This window comes from Acidiphilium sp. (genome assembly GCF_049977125.1).
GTDB lineage: Bacteria > Pseudomonadota > Alphaproteobacteria > Acetobacterales > Acetobacteraceae > Acidiphilium.
Genome location: NZ_JBMFGY010000031.1, coordinates 10,553 through 27,245 on the forward strand (window position 1 = coordinate 10,553; position 16,693 = coordinate 27,245).

At 66.3% G+C, this 16,693-nt stretch carries 14 protein-coding genes and 1 pseudogene; 7 read left to right on the top strand and 8 right to left on the bottom strand.

The features are described 5' to 3' along the window. A pseudogene (locus tag ACP5E6_RS07235) lies at positions 1-417 on the bottom strand (hypothetical protein); the annotation flags it as partial. Between the two features lie 121 nt (positions 418-538). Between ACP5E6_RS07235 and ACP5E6_RS07240 the strand changes: the two are divergent. From ACP5E6_RS07240 to gabD, 3 genes are read left to right on the top strand one after another with little or no spacing between them, the layout of a single operon-like run. Then, positions 539-1,078: an outer membrane protein assembly factor BamE gene (locus ACP5E6_RS07240; RefSeq protein WP_427953286.1), complete on the top strand. Its 540-nt coding sequence runs from the start codon at positions 539-541 to the stop codon at positions 1,076-1,078. Positions 1,079-1,081: 3 nt separating this feature from the next. Continuing rightward, on the top strand, positions 1,082-2,683 hold the full coding sequence (locus ACP5E6_RS07245; protein ID WP_427953288.1) for a PhoX family protein: 1,602 nt from the start codon (positions 1,082-1,084) through the stop codon (positions 2,681-2,683). A gap of 59 nt (positions 2,684-2,742) precedes the next feature. Then, complete coding sequence (gene gabD, locus ACP5E6_RS07250; RefSeq protein WP_427953290.1) at positions 2,743-4,221, top strand: NADP-dependent succinate-semialdehyde dehydrogenase; 1,479 nt, start codon at positions 2,743-2,745, stop codon at positions 4,219-4,221. Between the two features lie 43 nt (positions 4,222-4,264). On the opposite strand, the gene ACP5E6_RS07255 is transcribed toward gabD, so the two are convergent. From ACP5E6_RS07255 to araD, 3 genes are all read right to left on the bottom strand, one after another. Further along, positions 4,265-4,981, bottom strand: coding sequence for a TVP38/TMEM64 family protein (locus tag ACP5E6_RS07255; protein ID WP_427953292.1), 717 nt, complete (start codon positions 4,979-4,981; stop codon positions 4,265-4,267). A 10-nt stretch (positions 4,982-4,991) separates the two neighbouring features. Further along, entirely contained in the window at positions 4,992-5,804 is an 813-nt protein-coding gene (locus ACP5E6_RS07260; RefSeq protein ID WP_427953294.1) for a glycosyltransferase family 2 protein, read from the bottom strand. A 170-nt stretch (positions 5,805-5,974) separates the two neighbouring features. Beyond that, a complete protein-coding gene (gene araD, locus ACP5E6_RS07265; RefSeq protein ID WP_427953296.1) occupies positions 5,975-7,699 on the bottom strand; it encodes an L-arabinonate dehydratase in 1,725 nt (574 codons plus the stop codon). Positions 7,700-7,862: 163 nt separating this feature from the next. Between araD and ACP5E6_RS07270 the strand changes: the two genes are divergently transcribed. Next, on the top strand, positions 7,863-8,450 hold the full coding sequence (locus ACP5E6_RS07270) for a cytochrome P460 family protein (RefSeq protein WP_427953298.1): 588 nt from the start codon (positions 7,863-7,865) through the stop codon (positions 8,448-8,450). 20 nt (positions 8,451-8,470) lie between these two features. Here ACP5E6_RS07270 and ACP5E6_RS07275 read toward each other — a convergent pair whose 3' ends face one another. The 4 genes from ACP5E6_RS07275 to ACP5E6_RS07290 form a co-directional block, all read right to left on the bottom strand. Then, positions 8,471-9,259: an EAL domain-containing protein gene (locus ACP5E6_RS07275; protein WP_427953300.1), complete on the bottom strand. Its 789-nt coding sequence runs from the start codon at positions 9,257-9,259 to the stop codon at positions 8,471-8,473. A gap of 147 nt (positions 9,260-9,406) precedes the next feature. Next, positions 9,407-10,618 carry an aminopeptidase gene (locus tag ACP5E6_RS07280; RefSeq protein ID WP_427953302.1) on the bottom strand — a complete coding sequence of 404 codons (1,212 nt, stop codon included), beginning with the start codon at positions 10,616-10,618 and terminating at the stop codon, positions 9,407-9,409. Beyond that, a complete protein-coding gene (locus ACP5E6_RS07285; protein ID WP_427953304.1) occupies positions 10,615-11,415 on the bottom strand; it encodes an MBL fold metallo-hydrolase in 801 nt (266 codons plus the stop codon). Before ACP5E6_RS07285 ends, ACP5E6_RS07280 begins: the two co-directional genes overlap by 4 nt. Further along, a complete protein-coding gene (locus ACP5E6_RS07290) occupies positions 11,412-12,185 on the bottom strand; it encodes a TatD family hydrolase (RefSeq protein ID WP_427953306.1) in 774 nt (257 codons plus the stop codon). Before ACP5E6_RS07290 ends, ACP5E6_RS07285 begins: the two co-directional genes overlap by 4 nt. A 109-nt stretch (positions 12,186-12,294) precedes the next feature. On the opposite strand from ACP5E6_RS07290, the gene gpmI reads away from it, so the two are divergent. The 3 genes from gpmI to ACP5E6_RS07305 all read left to right on the top strand — a co-directional run bounded on the left by gpmI (position 12,295) and on the right by ACP5E6_RS07305 (position 16,693). Beyond that, complete coding sequence (gpmI, locus tag ACP5E6_RS07295) at positions 12,295-13,827, top strand: 2,3-bisphosphoglycerate-independent phosphoglycerate mutase (RefSeq protein WP_427953308.1); 1,533 nt, start codon at positions 12,295-12,297, stop codon at positions 13,825-13,827. A gap of 280 nt (positions 13,828-14,107) precedes the next feature. Next, positions 14,108-15,205: a murein hydrolase activator EnvC family protein gene (locus ACP5E6_RS07300; RefSeq protein ID WP_427953310.1), complete on the top strand. Its 1,098-nt coding sequence runs from the start codon at positions 14,108-14,110 to the stop codon at positions 15,203-15,205. Positions 15,206-15,304: 99 nt separating this feature from the next. Further along, positions 15,305-16,693 (top strand): S41 family peptidase, encoded by a 1,389-nt coding sequence (locus ACP5E6_RS07305; RefSeq protein WP_427953312.1) that lies wholly within the window; start codon positions 15,305-15,307, stop codon positions 16,691-16,693.

Consider the following 16,693-nt stretch of genomic DNA (forward strand, 5'->3'; position numbering starts at 1 on the left):
ATCGATGGCGCCATCCCCGGCGTCGGCATGGATGGCGCCGATCCCGGCGCGGGGAGCGATGGCGCCGATCCCGGCGCGGGCGGCGGCTTGCGGGGCGGTGAGCAGGATCAGCATGGCGCGTTCGCGGATGGTTTGTTCGAACGGGTCCAGCGTGACCACGCAGATTTGGGTGAGGCGGGACTCGAGGTCGAGCTGCGCGTGGATCAGACCGTCGTGCTGGCGCCGGAGCTTGAAGACGCCCGTGAGCGTCGCGATGCCGGGCAAGCCGAACGCGGCGGCGATGTCGGCGCATTGGGCGGGCTGGGCGGTGATCGTGATCGGGGCGATGGCGGCGCGCGCGGCGGGGGCGCGTCGCAGGTCCGGATGGCGCGCGAGGTCGATACGGTGGGAGAGGGCGGGGGGTGGTGTGTCTGTCATGGCGCGATCATGTCGCATCTTGCGTGAAGCGGGAAGCTCGCCCATAGAACCCGCAATCGACATCGCCGGCGCGTCTTTCTATTATGGGCAGCGTCAGGTTTTACCATGAGGATTGAGCCGCGTGCGCAGACCAGCCATTAAGCTCCGCCGCCTGTTGCCCCTGATGCTCCTGCCGGCGCTGGCGGGGTGTGCGGTGTTTTCGGCGCGGCCGCATTATCGGGGCAATGCGGTGACGTCGCGTGAACTCAGGCAATTGACGCCGGGGGTTTCGACCGAGGCGGACGCGACCGCGCTGCTCGGCACGCCGACTCTGCGCGAGACATTCGATCGGCGTGACTGGCTCTATGTCAGCCAGGTGACCAAGCGACGCATCGCCCAGACCCAGGGGGTGCTGCGCCAGAAGGTGGTTGTGCTGCATTTCAACGATGCCGGGGTGTTGCAGTCGATTCACGGCGTGAACAAGAAGCAGGCGGTGCAGGTGGCGATGGCCGGTGGTCACACCAAGGCGCCGGGCGGCCATGCGAGCCTGTTTCAGCAGCTGGTCGGCGGGGTCGGGCATTATAATCCGGGATTGGGCGCCGGCGCGGGCGGCGGGTTCGGCGGCGGCGGCAGCAGCGATATTGGCGGGGCCAGCGGCAGCAGCGGCTTGTCGGGTTTCTGAGCCATGGTGGCGCGGCGTCGTCTGATGGTCGGGGCGGCGGCGGGCCTGGCGGCGGGTCTGGTGCCGCGGCTCGGCGCGGCGACGGCGTGGGGGCAGGCGGCATCGCCGTTCACGCCGGGGGCCGATCCCGAGGCACCGCAGCTCAATGATGTGGTGGCGGAGGGGTATCGGCGTGATGTGATCATTCGCTGGGGCGACCCGGTGTTGGCCAACGCGCCGCCGTTCACGCCGGATGACCTCACCGAAATCGAGGCGGCGCGGCAGTTCGGCTGGGATGGGATCATCGCCGGCATCGTCACGCCGCCGCAAGCGCAGGATGGCGTGGCACGGCTGGTCATGGTCGTGGGTCATCCGGACGTGTCGGCGCGCATGGTGTTTGCCGACGGGCGGGACCGGCCGCGCATTGCCGGCAAGTTGCAGGGGGCCTCGGTGCTGAACCTGTCGTATCGCGGCGGCCGGTGGGTCGTGGTCGATGGGGGGTATCAGTCGCGCCGGATTTCCGATGGCACGCTGTGCACCATTACCGGCCCGGCGGCGGCGGTGATCGGGCAGAGCGTGCAGGGCATCCTGGCGCCGGGACTCGGCTGTGTGACGCCGTGGAACACGGTGCTGCTGCCGGAAGGGCGCACCGCGCCGTGGATCATGCGGCTGGCGGGACGGGCGGCCGGGTTTTCGAGCCCGACCGTGGGCGCCGGGTTCGGCTGGGTCGCGGAGATCGATGCGCTCAACCCGACATCGTTTCCCGCCAAGCGCACGGCGCTGGGGCGGATGCCGCGCGCGGGCGTGGCCTGCGGGCTCGCGGCGGATGGCTCGGCCGTCGTGTTCATGACCGAGGATGCGCCGATGGGGCGGTTGTTCCGGTTCAAGGGCGCGGCACCGGTGGGCGATGGGTCGGGCGCGCTCGATGCCGGAACGCTGGCGGTGGCGATGATCGAGGGGTCGGCCATCGTGTGGCGTGACCTGCCGGGCGGGATTCCGAGCCTGACCGCGACATTGTCGGCCGCGCGCGACGGGGCCCGGTTCGATGCGCCTGCCGGCCTGGCGATCGGGCCGGATGGCACGGTGTTTCTGGCGTGTTCGGGCAATCCGGGGCGGGGGGTGGATCAGGTCGATGCGCTCAACCCGCGATCGGGCAATGGCGCGGGGCATGTTCTGGCGCTGACGCCGGCGGGCGGTGATCTGGCGGCGGCGCGATTCGCCGGGCGGGCGGTGCTGCTCGGCGGCAACCCGAACACCGATCCGTCGGCGCGCTACACGCCGGGGTCGCTGGCCTGGCTGCGCTCGCCCTATTCATTGAATTTCGATGCGGCGCACCGGCTTTATATCGGCACCGATCAGGGCGGGGCGGTGAGCGACACCGCGGATGGGTTGTTTACGATGGAAGTGTCCGGTTTCGGGCGCTATGCGTTGGATATGCTGTATCTCGCGCCGATCGGCGGGGCGATCGGGGCGGCGGGATTCGGGCCGCGGGGGCGCGATGTGTTCACGGTGGCGCGCCATCCGGGGGCGACGCCGAACGCGGATTTCGCGCATCCCGCGACGCGCTGGCCGACCGTGCAGCCGGACATGCCGCCGCAGACCACGCTGGTGTCGCTCGCGCGGTAAGGGCGTTTTGTGTTCGGGCGGCGCTACCCCCCGTCCCGAGGATCGATCAGGAGGATGTCATGTTGAATCAACCGAGCCCACTGAAATTGAACGACCCGACCCTGCTGCGCGAGGCCAATCTGGTCGGGGGCCGCTGGATCGGCGCCGATGATGGAAAGACCCTCGCGATTCTCAACCCGGCGACCGGCGATCTGGTCGGCCGGGTGCCGGCGATGGGGACGGCGGAGACGCGCCGGGCGATCGAGGCGGCGGACGCCGCGTTCGGGCCGTGGCGGGCGATGCTGGCCAAGGAACGCGCGGTCATTCTGCGCCGGTTGTTCGAGCTGATGATGGCCAATCAGGACGATCTCGCGATGATCATGACGGCGGAACAGGGCAAGCCGCTGGCGGAAGCCAAAGGCGAGATCGCCTATGCCGCCTCGTTCATCGAGTGGTTCGGCGAGGAAGCCAAACGGGTCTATGGCGATACGATACCGCAGAACGCCAAGGGGCGGCGGATCATTGTGCAGAAGCAGCCGATCGGGGTGTTCGCCGCGATCACGCCGTGGAATTTTCCCTCGGCGATGATCACCCGCAAGGCCGGGCCGGGTTGGGCGGCGGGATGCACCGGCGTGATCCGCCCCGCGAGCCAGACACCTTTCTCAGCACTGGCGCTCGGCGTGTTGGCCGAGCGGGCCGGGATGCCGCCGGGCGTTTGCAATGTGATCACCGGACCATCGGGGCCGATCGGCAAGGAGCTGACCGGCAACCCGATCGTGCGCAAGCTGAGCTTCACCGGGAGCACCGAGGTCGGTGCGATGCTGCTGGCGCAATGCGCGCCGAGCGTGAAAAAAACCTCGATGGAACTCGGCGGCAACGCGCCGTTCATCGTGTTCGACGACGCCGACCTGGATGCGGCGGTGGCGGGCGCCATCGTTTCCAAATTCCGCAACGCTGGTCAAACCTGCGTTTGCGCCAATCGGCTGCTGGTGCAGGATGGCGTGTTCGATGCGTTCGCGGCGAAGCTGAAACTGGCGGTCGAGGCGCTGCGGGTCGGTAATGGGATGGAGGCGGGCGTGACCCAGGGGCCGATGATCAACAAGGAGGCGGTCGAGAAGGTCGAGGAGCATATCGCCGATGCGGTGAGCCATGGCGCAACCGTGGTGACCGGTGGCAAGCCGCACGCCAAAGGCGGTAATTTTTTCGAGCCGACCGTGCTGGCCGATGTGCCGCGGACGGCGCTGATCTTCCGCGAGGAGACGTTCGGGCCGGTCGCGCCGCTGTTCCGGTTCAAGACCGAGGAGGAGGCGATCGCGATGGCGAACGATACCGAATTCGGCCTGGCGAGCTATTTTTATGCGCGCGACGTCGGGCGGATTTTCAGGGTCGCCGAGGCGCTCGATTACGGGATCGTGGGCATCAACGAAGGGTTGATCTCGACCGAGGTGGCGCCGTTCGGCGGGATGAAATCATCCGGCCTGGGTCGGGAAGGGTCGAAATACGGGATCGAGGACTATCTCGAGATCAAATATCTCGCCCTGGGTGGGCTGGGGGAGTGATGGCGCGCACGCCGGTCACGGAGCGTTGCGCCGCCTGACCGGCTCAGGAGGGCGAGATCGTTGTCTCGCTGATCGCGGCTTCACATTCCAGGGCGTTCGGCATCGGTCGTGACATCCGGTGCCGTTCGGCGAGCAGGAGGGCGATGCCGACCGCGGTCGAGATCAGGAAAAATCCGAAGCCGATCTCGATCTGGGTGGCGCGGGCGATCCGGCTGCCGGAGCCGAGCAGGGCGAAGATCACGGTTTGTGGGATGAAACCGATTGCCGAGCCGAGCAGGAAGCCGCCCGCCGGCACGGTCGAGACGCCGGCAAGCAGGTTGAGCAGCAGATTGTTGCCGACCGGCATCAGCCGCAGGGTGAGGGCGGCGATGAAGGGGCGGCGGGTCAGCGCCCGGTCGATCGATCGGGCGCGGCCGCGCAGGCGTGACTGAACGAAATTTCGCGCGATCAGCCGCGCCCAGAACAGATCGGCGGCGCAACCGATGATCTGGGCGGCCAACGCGATGGCGACGCCGATCGTGACGCCCCAGGCGAATCCGGCGGCGAAGGCGACGATCTGACGGGGCATGCCGACGGCGCAGGCGAGCGCGCCAAGGCCGATGAAGCCGGCGATGTCGTCGAGATCGGGGCGGGCGTGGGCGTGGGATTTCAGGATGGCGCCGAACGGCAGGAGGTGCAGCGCAAGGACGCCGCCGGTCAGGCCAACCAGAAGCAGCAGCGGTTTGGCGATCAGCTTCAGGGACAGGGCGGGGCGGGCCATCGCGCTGCGGCTACGCACTATGCTCGAGCGAGGGCAGCGCCGCGAACGCGGTGAGGCGTGAGGCGACGGCAGGCGGCGGTTCGGCCACGATTTCGGGCTGGTTCCAGCGGCGCTGTAACCACGCGACGCCGATCAGATCGACCACACCGACCTTGAGGCGACCCCAGGTGCCGTAATGCGATGCGCCGGTCTGGCGCGGCCGGTGGCCGACCGGGTGCGAGATCACCGCACCGCCCGCGCGGATGAACAGGGCGGGCAGAAAGCGGTGCATGTGATCGAACTGGGGCAGATCGAGAAAGACCGCGCGGCGGAACAGTTTCAGGCCGCAGCCGGTGTCGGGCGTGGCATCGCCGAGCAGGCGGGCGCGCACCCGGTTGGCGATGCGCGAACTGAGCCGCTTGATCGCATCGTCCTGGCGGCGATGGCGATGACCGGCGAGCAGGATCGGCTTGTCGGCGCGGTCATGCTGCATCGCAATGTCGATCATGGCGGGAATATCGGCGGGATCGTTCTGACCATCGCCATCGAGCGTGGCGATCCAGGTGGCATGGGCGGCGCGCACGCCGGTGATCACGGCCGCACTCTGACCGCAACTGCTGCGATGACGGATCACGCGCAGATCGGCATGGGTCCTGGCATCGGCGCTCAGAATCGCGGCTGTGGCATCGGTGCTGCCATCATCGACATAGATGATCTCGTAATCGCGCCCGGTCATCGCGGCGCGGATCTCGCGCAGCAAGGGGGCGATGTTTTCCGCCTCGTTGTGAACCGGAACGACGACGGCGATGCTGTCGCGGGTGCTGGGGCGTGGTGGTGTTTCCATGGATGCTCTTCCTCATCGGGTGACAGCGGCGGATGACAGCGATCGTCACGAAATTGTGAGCCAATTCGGGCAGTTCTATGGCCGAAGATGTGACAATGCGTAAATGTGATCGATCACGGCGCCATGAGTTTCCATAATATTTCTTCTGCGATCTTTGGATGTTGCCGACCTCAATGGATCGCCGGCTCCGCGATAACCCCCGCCTGTTGCAGGAAATCGAAATCGCAGCCCGTGTCGGCCTGGCCGATATGCGCCGCCGCCATCGCGCCATAGCCGCGCGCGTAGCGCGGTGCCGGCGGCACCCAGGCGGCGCGGCGGGAGTCGAGTTCGGCATCGCTCAGCCGTACCGAAATGCGCCGTGCCGCGACATCGAGCTCAATGACGTCGCCCGTGCGGATCAGGGCCAGCGGACCGCCGATGAACGCCTCCGGCGCGACGTGCAGGATACACGCGCCGTAGCTGGTGCCGCTCATGCGGGAGTCGGAAATGCGCAGCATGTCGCGCACCCCCTGTTTGAGCAGTTTCACCGGGATCGGCAGCATGCCCCACTCCGGCATGCCGGGGCCACCGAGCGGGCCGGCATTGCGCAGCACCAGAACGGTGTCGGCCGTGACGTCGAGATCAGGGTCGGCCACGGCGCGGGCCATGCTGTCGTAATCATCGAAGACCAGCGCCGGGCCTTGATGCTTGAGCAGATGCGGTGCTGCGGCCGCTGGTTTCATCACGCAACCGTTGGGCGCAAGGTTGCCGCGCAGCACGGCCAACCCGTCGGCGGTGGCGACCGGCCGGTCGAGTGGACGGATCACGTCGTCATTCCAGATTGTCGCCGTCGCGATATTCTCGCCCAGCGTATGGCCGTTCACCGTTGCGGCGGTCAGGTCGAGTCGCTCGGCGATTCGGGTCAGAAACGCCGTCAGCCCGCCGGCGTAGAAAAAATCCTCCATCAGGAACGCACCCGATGGGCGGATGTTGGCCAGCACCGGCACGCCGGTGGAGAGCTGGTCGAACCGGTCGAGCGCGAGCGGGATGCCGGCCCGGCGCGCGAGAGCGATCAGGTGAATGATCGCGTTGGTCGAACCCGCCAGCGCCGCGCTCGCGATGATGGCGTTGTCGAAGCTGGCCGGCGTTAGAATATCGGTCAATCTGCGATCGTCCCAGGCCAGTTCGACCGCCCGGCGTCCGCATGCGGTGGCCATGCGGGCGTGGCTGGAATCGGCGGCCGGGATCGATGTCGCGCCCGGTAACGTGAGGCCGAGCACCTCGGCCAGCGAGGTCATGGTCATCGCGGTGCCCATGGTCATGCAGACGCCGTCGGACCGGGCGATGCCGGATTCCATTTCGGACCATTGCGCCTCGGTGATCGTCCCTGCCCGCTTCTCATCCCAGTATTTCCAGATATCGGAGCCTGATCCGAGGATTTTACCGCCCCAATTGCCGCGCAGCATCGGCCCTGCGGGCATGAAGATTGCAGGAATCCCGGCGCTGATCGCGCCCATCAGGGTCGCCGGGGTGGTCTTGTCGCACCCCCCCATCAGCACCGCGCCGTCGACCGGCAGCGAGCGCAGATTTTCCTCGACCTCCATCGCCAGCAGGTTGCGATAGAGCATGGTCGTCGGTTTCACGAAATTTTCCGGCAGCGCCATCACCGGAATTTCGACGGGAAATCCACCGGCTTCGAGCACGCCGCGCTTGATCGATTCGACACGGGCTGGAAAATGACCATGGCAATGCGCAAGGCCGCTCCAGGTATTGATGATCGCGATGATCGGCTTGCCGTCGATGTCTTCGAGGTCGAAGCCGAGTTGGCGGATGCGCGAACGATGGCCGAAACTGCGCAGGTCAGCCGCGCCGAACCAGCGATGGCTGCGCAGGGTGGATTTGTCGCGCTGGTTCATTGAGTCGCTCCGTTTCCCGCATCCGGTTTCCCGCATCGATGGTTATCGTTAAAATCCGGTGACGTCCATCCGAACCGCAGCGTGATCCCCCGCTTGACACACCGCTTGACGCTGGCCACTGGTCGCCTGATGGTTGGGGTGCGTTAACCAACCGGAGGTCGAGATGTCCCCTAGATTCACCCCGCTCGCGCTGGTCGCCCTGGTTACGAGCGGTTTGATCGCGCCACGGCTGGTCGAGGCGGCCACCGGCGCGGCGCCGGTGCCGACGCCGGCGCAACTCTGGCAGCAGGTGCATGCGTTGCAGGAACACGGAAAACTGCTCGAGGGCAGCCATTTATACATGTTCGGCTCGCGCATGGCTGATTATTACACGATCGACCGGGCCAACCCCCCTGCCCTGGCCGCCGCCGCCAAGGGGGTCGCCGCGGTCAAGACCTTTCCCGCCGGCAGCCTGCTGATCAAGGAGAATTTCAACGATCACAAGCAGCTCGGCACCATTACCGCGATGCTGAAACTACCCGGCTATGACAAACAGAACCGCAACTGGGTGATGGCGATGTATAAGCCCGACGGTACGCCGATGGCGTTCGGCAAGGTCGACTCCTGCGACAAATGCCACGCGATCGCGAGCGCCAGCGATTTCGTGTTTCCGCCGCTGCGCCGGTTGCCGCCGATGCTGGTGCTCAGCTTCTTTCCGGGACAGACGATGTCGCCGGCCTATCTCAAGCTGTTGAACCAGGATCAGAAATGACCCGCGCCACCGGCGCCGCATCAATGCGCGGTGAACGGCGGCGCAATGAACGGCGCGGGCAAGGTTTGAAATCCTGGCCGCGCCAGGAAATACCCTTGCATCAGGGTAACGCCCAGCCCCGCCAGGGTGTGATATTCGGCGCTGGTTTCGATGCCCTCGGCGATCACCGCAATGTCAAGTTCGGCGCAGAGCGAGACACAATGGCGCACCAGACAGCGCCGCACCGGATCGGCATCGATGCCGGCGATCAACGCGCGGTCAAGCTTGACGATGTCGGGGTGGAACTGCGCCAGAAGATTGAGGTTGGAATATCCGGCACCGAAATCATCGATCGCGGTGCGGAAGCCCATCGCCCGATAGGCCGCGACGATCCGTGCCAGATGATCCGGATCAATCACCGCCTCACTTTCGGTAATTTCGAAAATCAGCCGATCGGTCGGAAATCCGACGCGGGCCGCCGCCTGCAACGTCGCGCGGATACAGGCGCGCGGTTCATAGACCGCATTCGGCATGAAATTGATCGACAATGCGGCTGTTGCCGCCCCCAGCCCCAGAAGCGCCGCCGTTTCGATCGCGGTGACGCGGCAGGCCTGGTCGAAACCATACATTTCAGCCGGCGTTACCGCGGCGATCACCGCACCCGCCCCCTCGCCGTTCGGACCGCGGACCAGCGCCTCATAAGCAAAGACGTCACCACGTGATAGATCGACGATCGGCTGAAACGCCATGCTCAACGGCCGTTCATAGGTGCCTCGGTGGCAACCAAGGCATCCGGTTGATCCGGTGATCGTCGTCTCGTGGACGGACATGAAATGCTCTCAATAGGACAGGAATATCACCTTAATTTCTACCAGGATTGTTAACATAGTCTGAACGAGGCAGGGCCTAACTATCACGAAACCGTGATCAAACAGGTTGTGATCAAGCGGGATGTGATCAAGCGGGGATGATGGCGCTCAGAGCACGAAGGCCCCGGCCCGCATCACCGGTTCGACCGCGCCGGCGGCGCTGATGCCGTCGACATCGATCTGGGCGGACCCGATCATCCAATCGACGTGAATGAGGCTTTCATTGGCGCCGCGCGCGGCATCGCAGCCGCCTTGCATGTTCAGCGCCAGCGCCTGTCCCAACGCAATATGGCTGGCGGCGTTTTCGTCGAACAGGGTATTGCGGAAGATCAGCCCCGATTGCGCCACTGGAGACGCCGCCGGCACCAGCGCCACCTCACCCAGGCGCGCGGCGCCTTCATCGGTGCCGATCAGGGCGCGCAACACCTCCTGCCCCTTGCTCGCCGTTGCCTCGACGATGCGCCCCGCCTCGAACCGGACCACGATATCCTCGATGAGCGCACCGCCATTGACCAGAGGTTTTGTTGCAGAAACAATGCCTTCCACCATCATTTTGTGAGGCATGGTGAACACTTCCTCGGTCGGCATATTGGGCAGGCAGACAACGCCGTTGCGGGCCTCGGTAGCGCCACCGGCCCAGAGATGATCCTCGGCCAGCCCCACCCGCAGGTCGGTGCCGGGGCCGCGAAACCGCAGTGCGGCGAAGCGGCGCGCATTCAGGATGTCGCACCGGTCGAGCAGGGTGGCGGCATGATCGCGCCACGCCGCGACCGGGTCCGGCTGATCGATCCGGCTGACCGCGAAGATCGCCTCCCATAATTTCGCGACGGCGACATCCGGCGTCTCGTCGGGGAACACCGAACGCGCCCAGCCCGGGGTCGCGAAGGACAGGATCGACCAGTTGGTGGCGAAGCTGCTGATCAGGGCGCGCATCGGCTTCATCGCGGCCGCGGTGGCGCGTTGCGTCCGGCCGATCCGGGCCGCATCGCATCCGGCGAGCAGCATCGGGTCCGATCCCACGATGGTCAGCACCGCCGCGCCATCGCCGATCGATTTCGCCATCGCCTCATACACCCAGGCCGGAGCGAAATCGAAACTCTCGTCATCGGCGTGGATGAACCGGGTGCGCTGGATCACCTCATCGGCGAAGAACGGCACCACCAGGGTCGCGCCGGCGTCGTAAGCGTGCGCCGCGATCCGCTGCACCAGCCCGCGCGCCTCGATCGGGGCGCTGATGATCAGCTCCTGGTCCTTCTGGACGTTGACCCCGATTTTCACCGCGATATTCGCGAGGCGATCCAGTTTTTCATCCTGCGTCATGTCATGTCTCCTTCGATCACCATACCATCATAACCCGGTTCGATCCCGGGCGGCAGAGTCGCCGCCAGCGTGGCGTAGTCCATGTCCGGCCCCATATGGGTGAGAATGGTGCGGCGCGGTCGCAGCGCGGCGACCCAATCCTTGACCTGATCGAGATTGGCATGGGTCGGATGGCGCGGGCCGTGGGTGAAACAATCGACCACCCAGGTATCGATCCCGGCGAGCCGCGCGAACTGGTCATCGGCGAAGCGCATCACATCGGTGCAATAGGCGATATTGCCCACGCGCAGGCCGAGCGAGGGGATAAAGCCGTGATCCTGGCCGATGATGCCGACCTTCAGACCGCAGATCTCGTGACTCTCGCCCGGCGCGATCACGTTGGTCTCGATCACCGGGCGGTAGAACCCCGGCTTCTGCCAGGGTTTGAACGCATAATCGAACCGCTGGCGCAGCTCCTGCCAGGTTCGCTCGTCGCTGTAGCCGGGGATCGGCGCGTCGAGCAGCCGATTGAGAATCCGGACCTCGTCGAGCCCGGCGATATGATCGGCATGGGCGTGGGTGAACAGAACCGCATCGATCCGGCCGATCCGGTTGGCGGTCAGTTGCAGGCGCAATTCCGGCGCGGTGTCGATCAGCAGACGGCCGGACGGCGCACTGATCACGATGCTCGCGCGGGTGCGGGCGTTGCGCGGCTCATGCGGGTCGCACTGCCCCCAATCGCCGCCGCCATCCTCGCCGCCGATTTGCGGCAATCCGGCCGAACCGCCGGTGCCGAGCAGGGTAATGGTGAATTTCATGCGGCTTTGGTGAACAGGCGCCGGAAATTGCCGGTGGTCAGATCGGCCAGCGCCGCCTCGCTCATGCCACGCAGCCCGGCCAGCGTGCGCGCCGTGTGCACCGTATTGCCCGGTTCGTTGCGCGACCCGCGCAGCGGCACGGGCGCCAGATAGGGCGAATCGGTCTCGACCAGGAGGCGCTCGGCCGGCACGTCAAGCGCGATCGCGCGCAGCTCGACCGATTTCGGGAAGGTCAGCATCCCGGAAAACGAGACATATCCACCGATCGCGAGCGCGCGTTCGGCCAGGCGCCGCCCCGAGGAGAAGCAATGCAGCAGAAACAGGAATTGCCGCTCGGCGAACGCCGCTTCAAGCATCGCGGCGATATCGTCATCGGCGTCGCGGGCATGGATCGCCAGCGGCAGGCCGGTGAGCTGGGCGGCGCGGATATGGGCGGCGAAATTCGCCGCCTGCACATCGCGGGGGGCCTTGTCGTAGAAATAATCCAGCCCGGTTTCACCGATGCCGATTACTTTGGGATGCCGGGTCAGGGCGGCGATGGTCTCCGGCGCGGGGATCGCGCCGGCCTCGCCGGCATGGGCCGGATGCACGCCGACACAGGCCCATACCGCCGCCGCCGCCTCGGCCATCGCGATCGCCTGACGCGATTGCTCCAGCGTGGTGCCGATGGTGACCATTTCGCCGACCCCGGCCGCCTGGGCGCGCGCGATCACGCCGGGCCGTTCCGCTTCGGTGAAATAATCCAGATGACAATGGGAATCGATCAGCATGGGCGGTATATAGAACCGCCCGGCCCGGATCGGAACAGCCCGCACTTGACCACGGGCCGAGGCTCTGCCCATCTCCGCGACGAGGCCCGGTCGCGGCCCGGAGGATATGATGAAAAAACCAGTCATGCTGACGATTCTCGACGGGTTCGGCTGGCGCGAGGCGCGTGACGACAACGCGGTCGCCCTGGCCAGAACGCCGAATTTCACCCGGCTCTGGCAGAATTCGCCCCATGCTTTCCTGCACACCAGCGGACATGACGTCGGCCTGCCTGACGGGCAGATGGGCAATTCCGAGGTTGGCCACATGAATATCGGCGCCGGCCGGGTCGTGATGCAGGATCTGCCGCGCATCGATGCCGCGATCGCCGATGGCTCGCTCAAGGCCAATCCCGATTTGCAGCGATTCATCGCGACGCTGAAAACCTCGGCCGGGGCGTGCCATCTGCTCGGTCTGGTCTCGCCCGGCGGCGTCCATGCGCATCAGCGCCACATCGCGGCACTCGCCACCATCGTCGCCGAGGCCGGGGTGCCGGTGTTCGTCCACGCCATCACCGACGGGCGCGACACCCCGCCCGAGAGCGGCGCCGATTGCCTGACCTGGCTGCGCGACGCCCTGCCCGCCGGCACCGAAATCGCCACCGTGATCGGGCGGTATTACGCCATGGATCGGGACAATCGCTGGGAGCGCGTCGAGCAGGCCTATGATTTATTCGTCGATGGCGCCGGCACCGCGGCGGCCGACCCGATCGCGGCGCTGCACGCGAGCTATCGCGCCCGGATCACCGATGAATTCGTCAAACCCGTGGTGATCACCGGTTATCCGGGGATCAGCGATGGCGATGGCCTGCTCTGCGCGAATTTTCGCTCCGATCGGGTGCGCGAGATCCTGACCGCGCTGCTCGACCCGGTCTTCGATGGCTTCGCCCGCGCCCTGGTGGTGAAATTCAGCGCAGCACTCGGCATGGTGCCCTATTCGGATCACCTCGATAAATTCATGCACTGCCTGTTTCCGCCGGACCCGCTGGCGAACGTGCTGGGCGAGGTGGTCGCACGGGCGGGGATGCATCAGCTCCGCGCCGCCGAGACCGAGAAATATCCCCATGTGACGTATTTTCTCAACGGGGGCCGCGAAACGCCGTTCGAAGGCGAGGATCGGATCATGGTGCCCTCGCCCAAAGTCGCGACCTACGACCTTCAGCCCGAAATGTCGGCGCCGGCATTGACCGATAAAGTCGTCGCCGCGATCGAAGCGGGTGATCTCGACCTGATCGTGCTCAATTTCGCCAATCCGGACATGGTCGGCCATACCGGCGTGCTGGAGGCGGCGATCAAGGCGGTCGAAACCGTCGATACCTGCCTCGGCCGGATCGACGCCGCGATCACGGCACGGCACGGCGCCATGATCGTCACCGCCGATCATGGTAATTGCGAAATGATGCGCGACCCGGTCACCGGCGGCCCCCATACCTCCCATACGCTGAACCCCGTGCCGGTGCTGCTCACCGGCGCCCCCCCCGGCACCACGCTGCACGACGGCCGCCTCGCCGACCTCGCCCCCACGCTGCTTGCCCTGCTCGGCCTCCCCCAACCCAGCGAAATGACCGGCAAATCGCTGATCGAACCCGATGCCGGCCACAGGTGACGAGGTTACGCGCTTGAAAAAGGCCAGGGGCGCTGCCCCTGGACCCCGCCAAAGGCGGAGCCTTTGGAATCCACCAGTTTTAGTCCGAGGAGGGCGATGCCCGGAACTCGCGACCGATCTGGCCTGGATCGCCCTCCCCGGACTAAAACTTACGGGTTCTAAGGGCTCAGCCCTTAGTGGGGGTCCAGGGGGCAAAGCCCCTTGGCCTTCCTTCAAGCGCGCAACCTCGCTGTCCGCGCTCGGTCTGCTCATCGCGATCGGGTGTGCCAAGGCGGGGCCGTTGAGCGCTGCGCAGCATCGGTTGGATGTGGCCAATCAGGCGGCGCAGCGGCATCAGGCGGCGGCGGCGGCGGCGGCTGAGGCGGTCGCGGCGGCGCGGCGGCGGCAGGCGGTGCTGGTCGATCAGGAGATCGCGGCGACGGCGGCGTTGCGGGCCACGGAGGATCATACCGCGCGAGTCGTGGCGAAACTCGATGGTCTGACGCGCCGGGCCGCCGCCGCGCGCGCCGAACTCGATGCCGATGCGGCGGCGATCGCGCCGTTGCTGCCATTGATCGTGCGGCTCGCGTTGCATCCCGCGGCCACGTTGCTCGCGGCCGACGCCGTGCCGCGCCGCGCCGCTGAAGGGGCTTTGGCGATGCAGGGCCTGACCCGCGAGATCGGGGCGCGCGCGGCATCGTTGCGGGCGGCGCGGGTACGATACGCGGCGCTGACCGCGGATCTGACCGCGCAGCAGGCCGCGCTCACCCAGGCGGTCGCCGTGCAGCAGGCGAGCGACGCGGCCTTGCAGTCCGACATCGCGGCGGTTCGCGAGCAGGCCGCCGCCTCGATCGCGCGCCATGCCGCCGAGGCGCGGGCCGCCGCGCGCGCCGCCGCGACGGCGCATGATCTGGTCGGGGTGATCGCGCAACTGCAACGCCAGCGGCAAGCGGCGGCGCGGGCGCGCGCCGAGGCGGCGGCAGCGCGGATTCCGGCGCCATCGGGGGTGCTGCCCCATGCGTTGCAGCATGCGCCCGTGGCCGGCACGCTGGTGCGGGCGTTTGGCGGGCCGACATCGGCGGGTCCGGCGACGGGGGATACGTTTGCGGCGACACCGGGCGCCGTGGTCGGTGCTGCGTGCAGCGGGCGGGTGGTGTTCGCGCGGCCGTTCGAGAGTTACGGTAAATTGATGATCCTCGAGTGCGGCGGCGGCTACGATTTTGTGATGGCGGGGTTCGACCGGTTCGATGTCGCGGTCGGGCAGTCGGTACGGGCTGGTCAACCGGTGGGGGCCATGGCACGATACGATGCTCATGATCCAGGCAATCAGCCGCGTCTTTATGTCGAGTTGCGCCAGAACGGCACTGCAATCGACCCGGCTGGTCATTTTGGTGGTTGAACAGACTGTCGGGCGGCAGAAACTGCCCACTGGACTTCCGGTTCAAGCGCATTATTGGATCATGGCATATCGATCGGGCGTGGCAAAAGGATGGCGCGGATGAAGTTTCGGACCAGTTTGTTGATTGCCGGCACGTTCGCCGCCGGGATCGGGGTGGGGGTGATCGTGCCGGTGGTGCGCGGTGCGCTGGCCGACTCTCCGGCGGGCGACAACACCTATCAGCAGCTCGGCCTGTTCGAGAATATTTTTCAGCGGGTCAAAGCCGATTACGTGATGCCCGAGCCGTCCCGCAAGCTGGTCTATGATGCGATGAACGGCATGCTGACGGGGCTCGATCCCCATAGCGGCTATATGAACAAGCGCCAGTATGCCGACATGCAGGCTGAGACCAGCGGCCAGTTCGGCGGTCTCGGCCTCGAAGTGTCGGAGGCATCGGGCTTCATCAAGGTCATCAGCCCGATCGATGACACGCCCGCCGCCAAGGCCGGCATCAAGCCGGGCGATCTGATCGTCGCGATCGATGGCAAGCCGATGGTCGGCATGACGCTCAACAAGGCGGTCGATGCGATGCGCGGCCCGCCGGGCAGTCAGATCACCCTCACCCTCAAGCGCGCCGGGGTCGATAAGCCGATCATCGATACGCTGACCCGCGCCACCATTCATGTCCAGGCCGTCAAGGACAAGCTTTACGGCAACATCGGCTACATGCGCCTCGCCAGCTTCTCGGAGAATGCGAGCCGTGACATCCGCCGCGCGGTGCACAAGCTGCGCGCGGAGAGCCATGGCCATGTCGATGCCTATGTGCTCGACCTGCGCAACAATCCTGGCGGCCTGCTCAACCAGGGCATCGCCGTGGCCAATGATTTCCTCAAGACCGGCGAAATCGTCTCGACCCATGGCCGGCACAGTTCGGATGACGAGGTTTGGTACGCGCATCCGGGCGACGCGCTGGTCAATCATGCGCCGATCGTTATTCTGATCAACTCCGGCACCGCCTCGGCGGCCGAGATCGTCAGCGCCGCCTTGCAACAGAACCGCCGCGCGGTGGTGATGGGAACCCGCAGCTTCGGCAAGGGCTCGGTGCAGACTATTTTCACCATTCCCGACCACGGCGCGCTGCGCCTGACCACGGCGCTGTATTACACGCCATCGGGCAAGTCGCTCCAGGATTACGGCGTGCAACCCGATGTCGAGGTGCATGAGAGTCGCAATCCAAAGGACCAGTTCCCCAAAATTCGTGAAGCGGACATGCCGAACGCGTTCCATAATCCGTCCGGCATGAAGACGCCGATCCTGCCGCCGAAGCTGGTGCTGCCGGCCATGGTCAAAACCATCGCGCCGCGTCCGCCGGCGAACTGGCCCAAGCTGGTGCCCGACAAGCCGAGCACCGACTACCAGTTGCAGATGGCGCTGAAACTGGCTGCCGCCATGGTGCATCAAGGCGGGGCGCATCAGGACGGTTCGAGCCAGGCCGACGCGTCGCACTGA

Excerpts from the sequence above, each read along its gene's own strand:
- ACP5E6_RS07245 (WP_427953288.1), top strand. The coding sequence starts at position 1,082 with ATGGTGGCGCGGCGTCGTCTGATGGTCGGGGCGGCGGCGGGCCTGGCG.
- gabD (WP_427953290.1), top strand. The coding sequence starts at position 2,743 with ATGTTGAATCAACCGAGCCCACTGAAATTGAACGACCCGACCCTGCTG.
- ACP5E6_RS07255 (WP_427953292.1), bottom strand. The coding sequence starts at position 4,981 with ATGGCCCGCCCCGCCCTGTCCCTGAAGCTGATCGCCAAACCGCTGCTG.
- ACP5E6_RS07260 (WP_427953294.1), bottom strand. The coding sequence starts at position 5,804 with ATGGAAACACCACCACGCCCCAGCACCCGCGACAGCATCGCCGTCGTC.
- araD (WP_427953296.1), bottom strand. The coding sequence starts at position 7,699 with ATGAACCAGCGCGACAAATCCACCCTGCGCAGCCATCGCTGGTTCGGC.
- ACP5E6_RS07270 (WP_427953298.1), top strand. The coding sequence starts at position 7,863 with ATGTCCCCTAGATTCACCCCGCTCGCGCTGGTCGCCCTGGTTACGAGC.
- ACP5E6_RS07275 (WP_427953300.1), bottom strand. The coding sequence starts at position 9,259 with ATGTCCGTCCACGAGACGACGATCACCGGATCAACCGGATGCCTTGGT.
- ACP5E6_RS07280 (WP_427953302.1), bottom strand. The coding sequence starts at position 10,618 with ATGACGCAGGATGAAAAACTGGATCGCCTCGCGAATATCGCGGTGAAA.
- ACP5E6_RS07285 (WP_427953304.1), bottom strand. The coding sequence starts at position 11,415 with ATGAAATTCACCATTACCCTGCTCGGCACCGGCGGTTCGGCCGGATTG.
- ACP5E6_RS07290 (WP_427953306.1), bottom strand. The coding sequence starts at position 12,185 with ATGCTGATCGATTCCCATTGTCATCTGGATTATTTCACCGAAGCGGAA.
- gpmI (WP_427953308.1), top strand. The coding sequence starts at position 12,295 with ATGAAAAAACCAGTCATGCTGACGATTCTCGACGGGTTCGGCTGGCGC.
- ACP5E6_RS07305 (WP_427953312.1), top strand. The coding sequence starts at position 15,305 with ATGAAGTTTCGGACCAGTTTGTTGATTGCCGGCACGTTCGCCGCCGGG.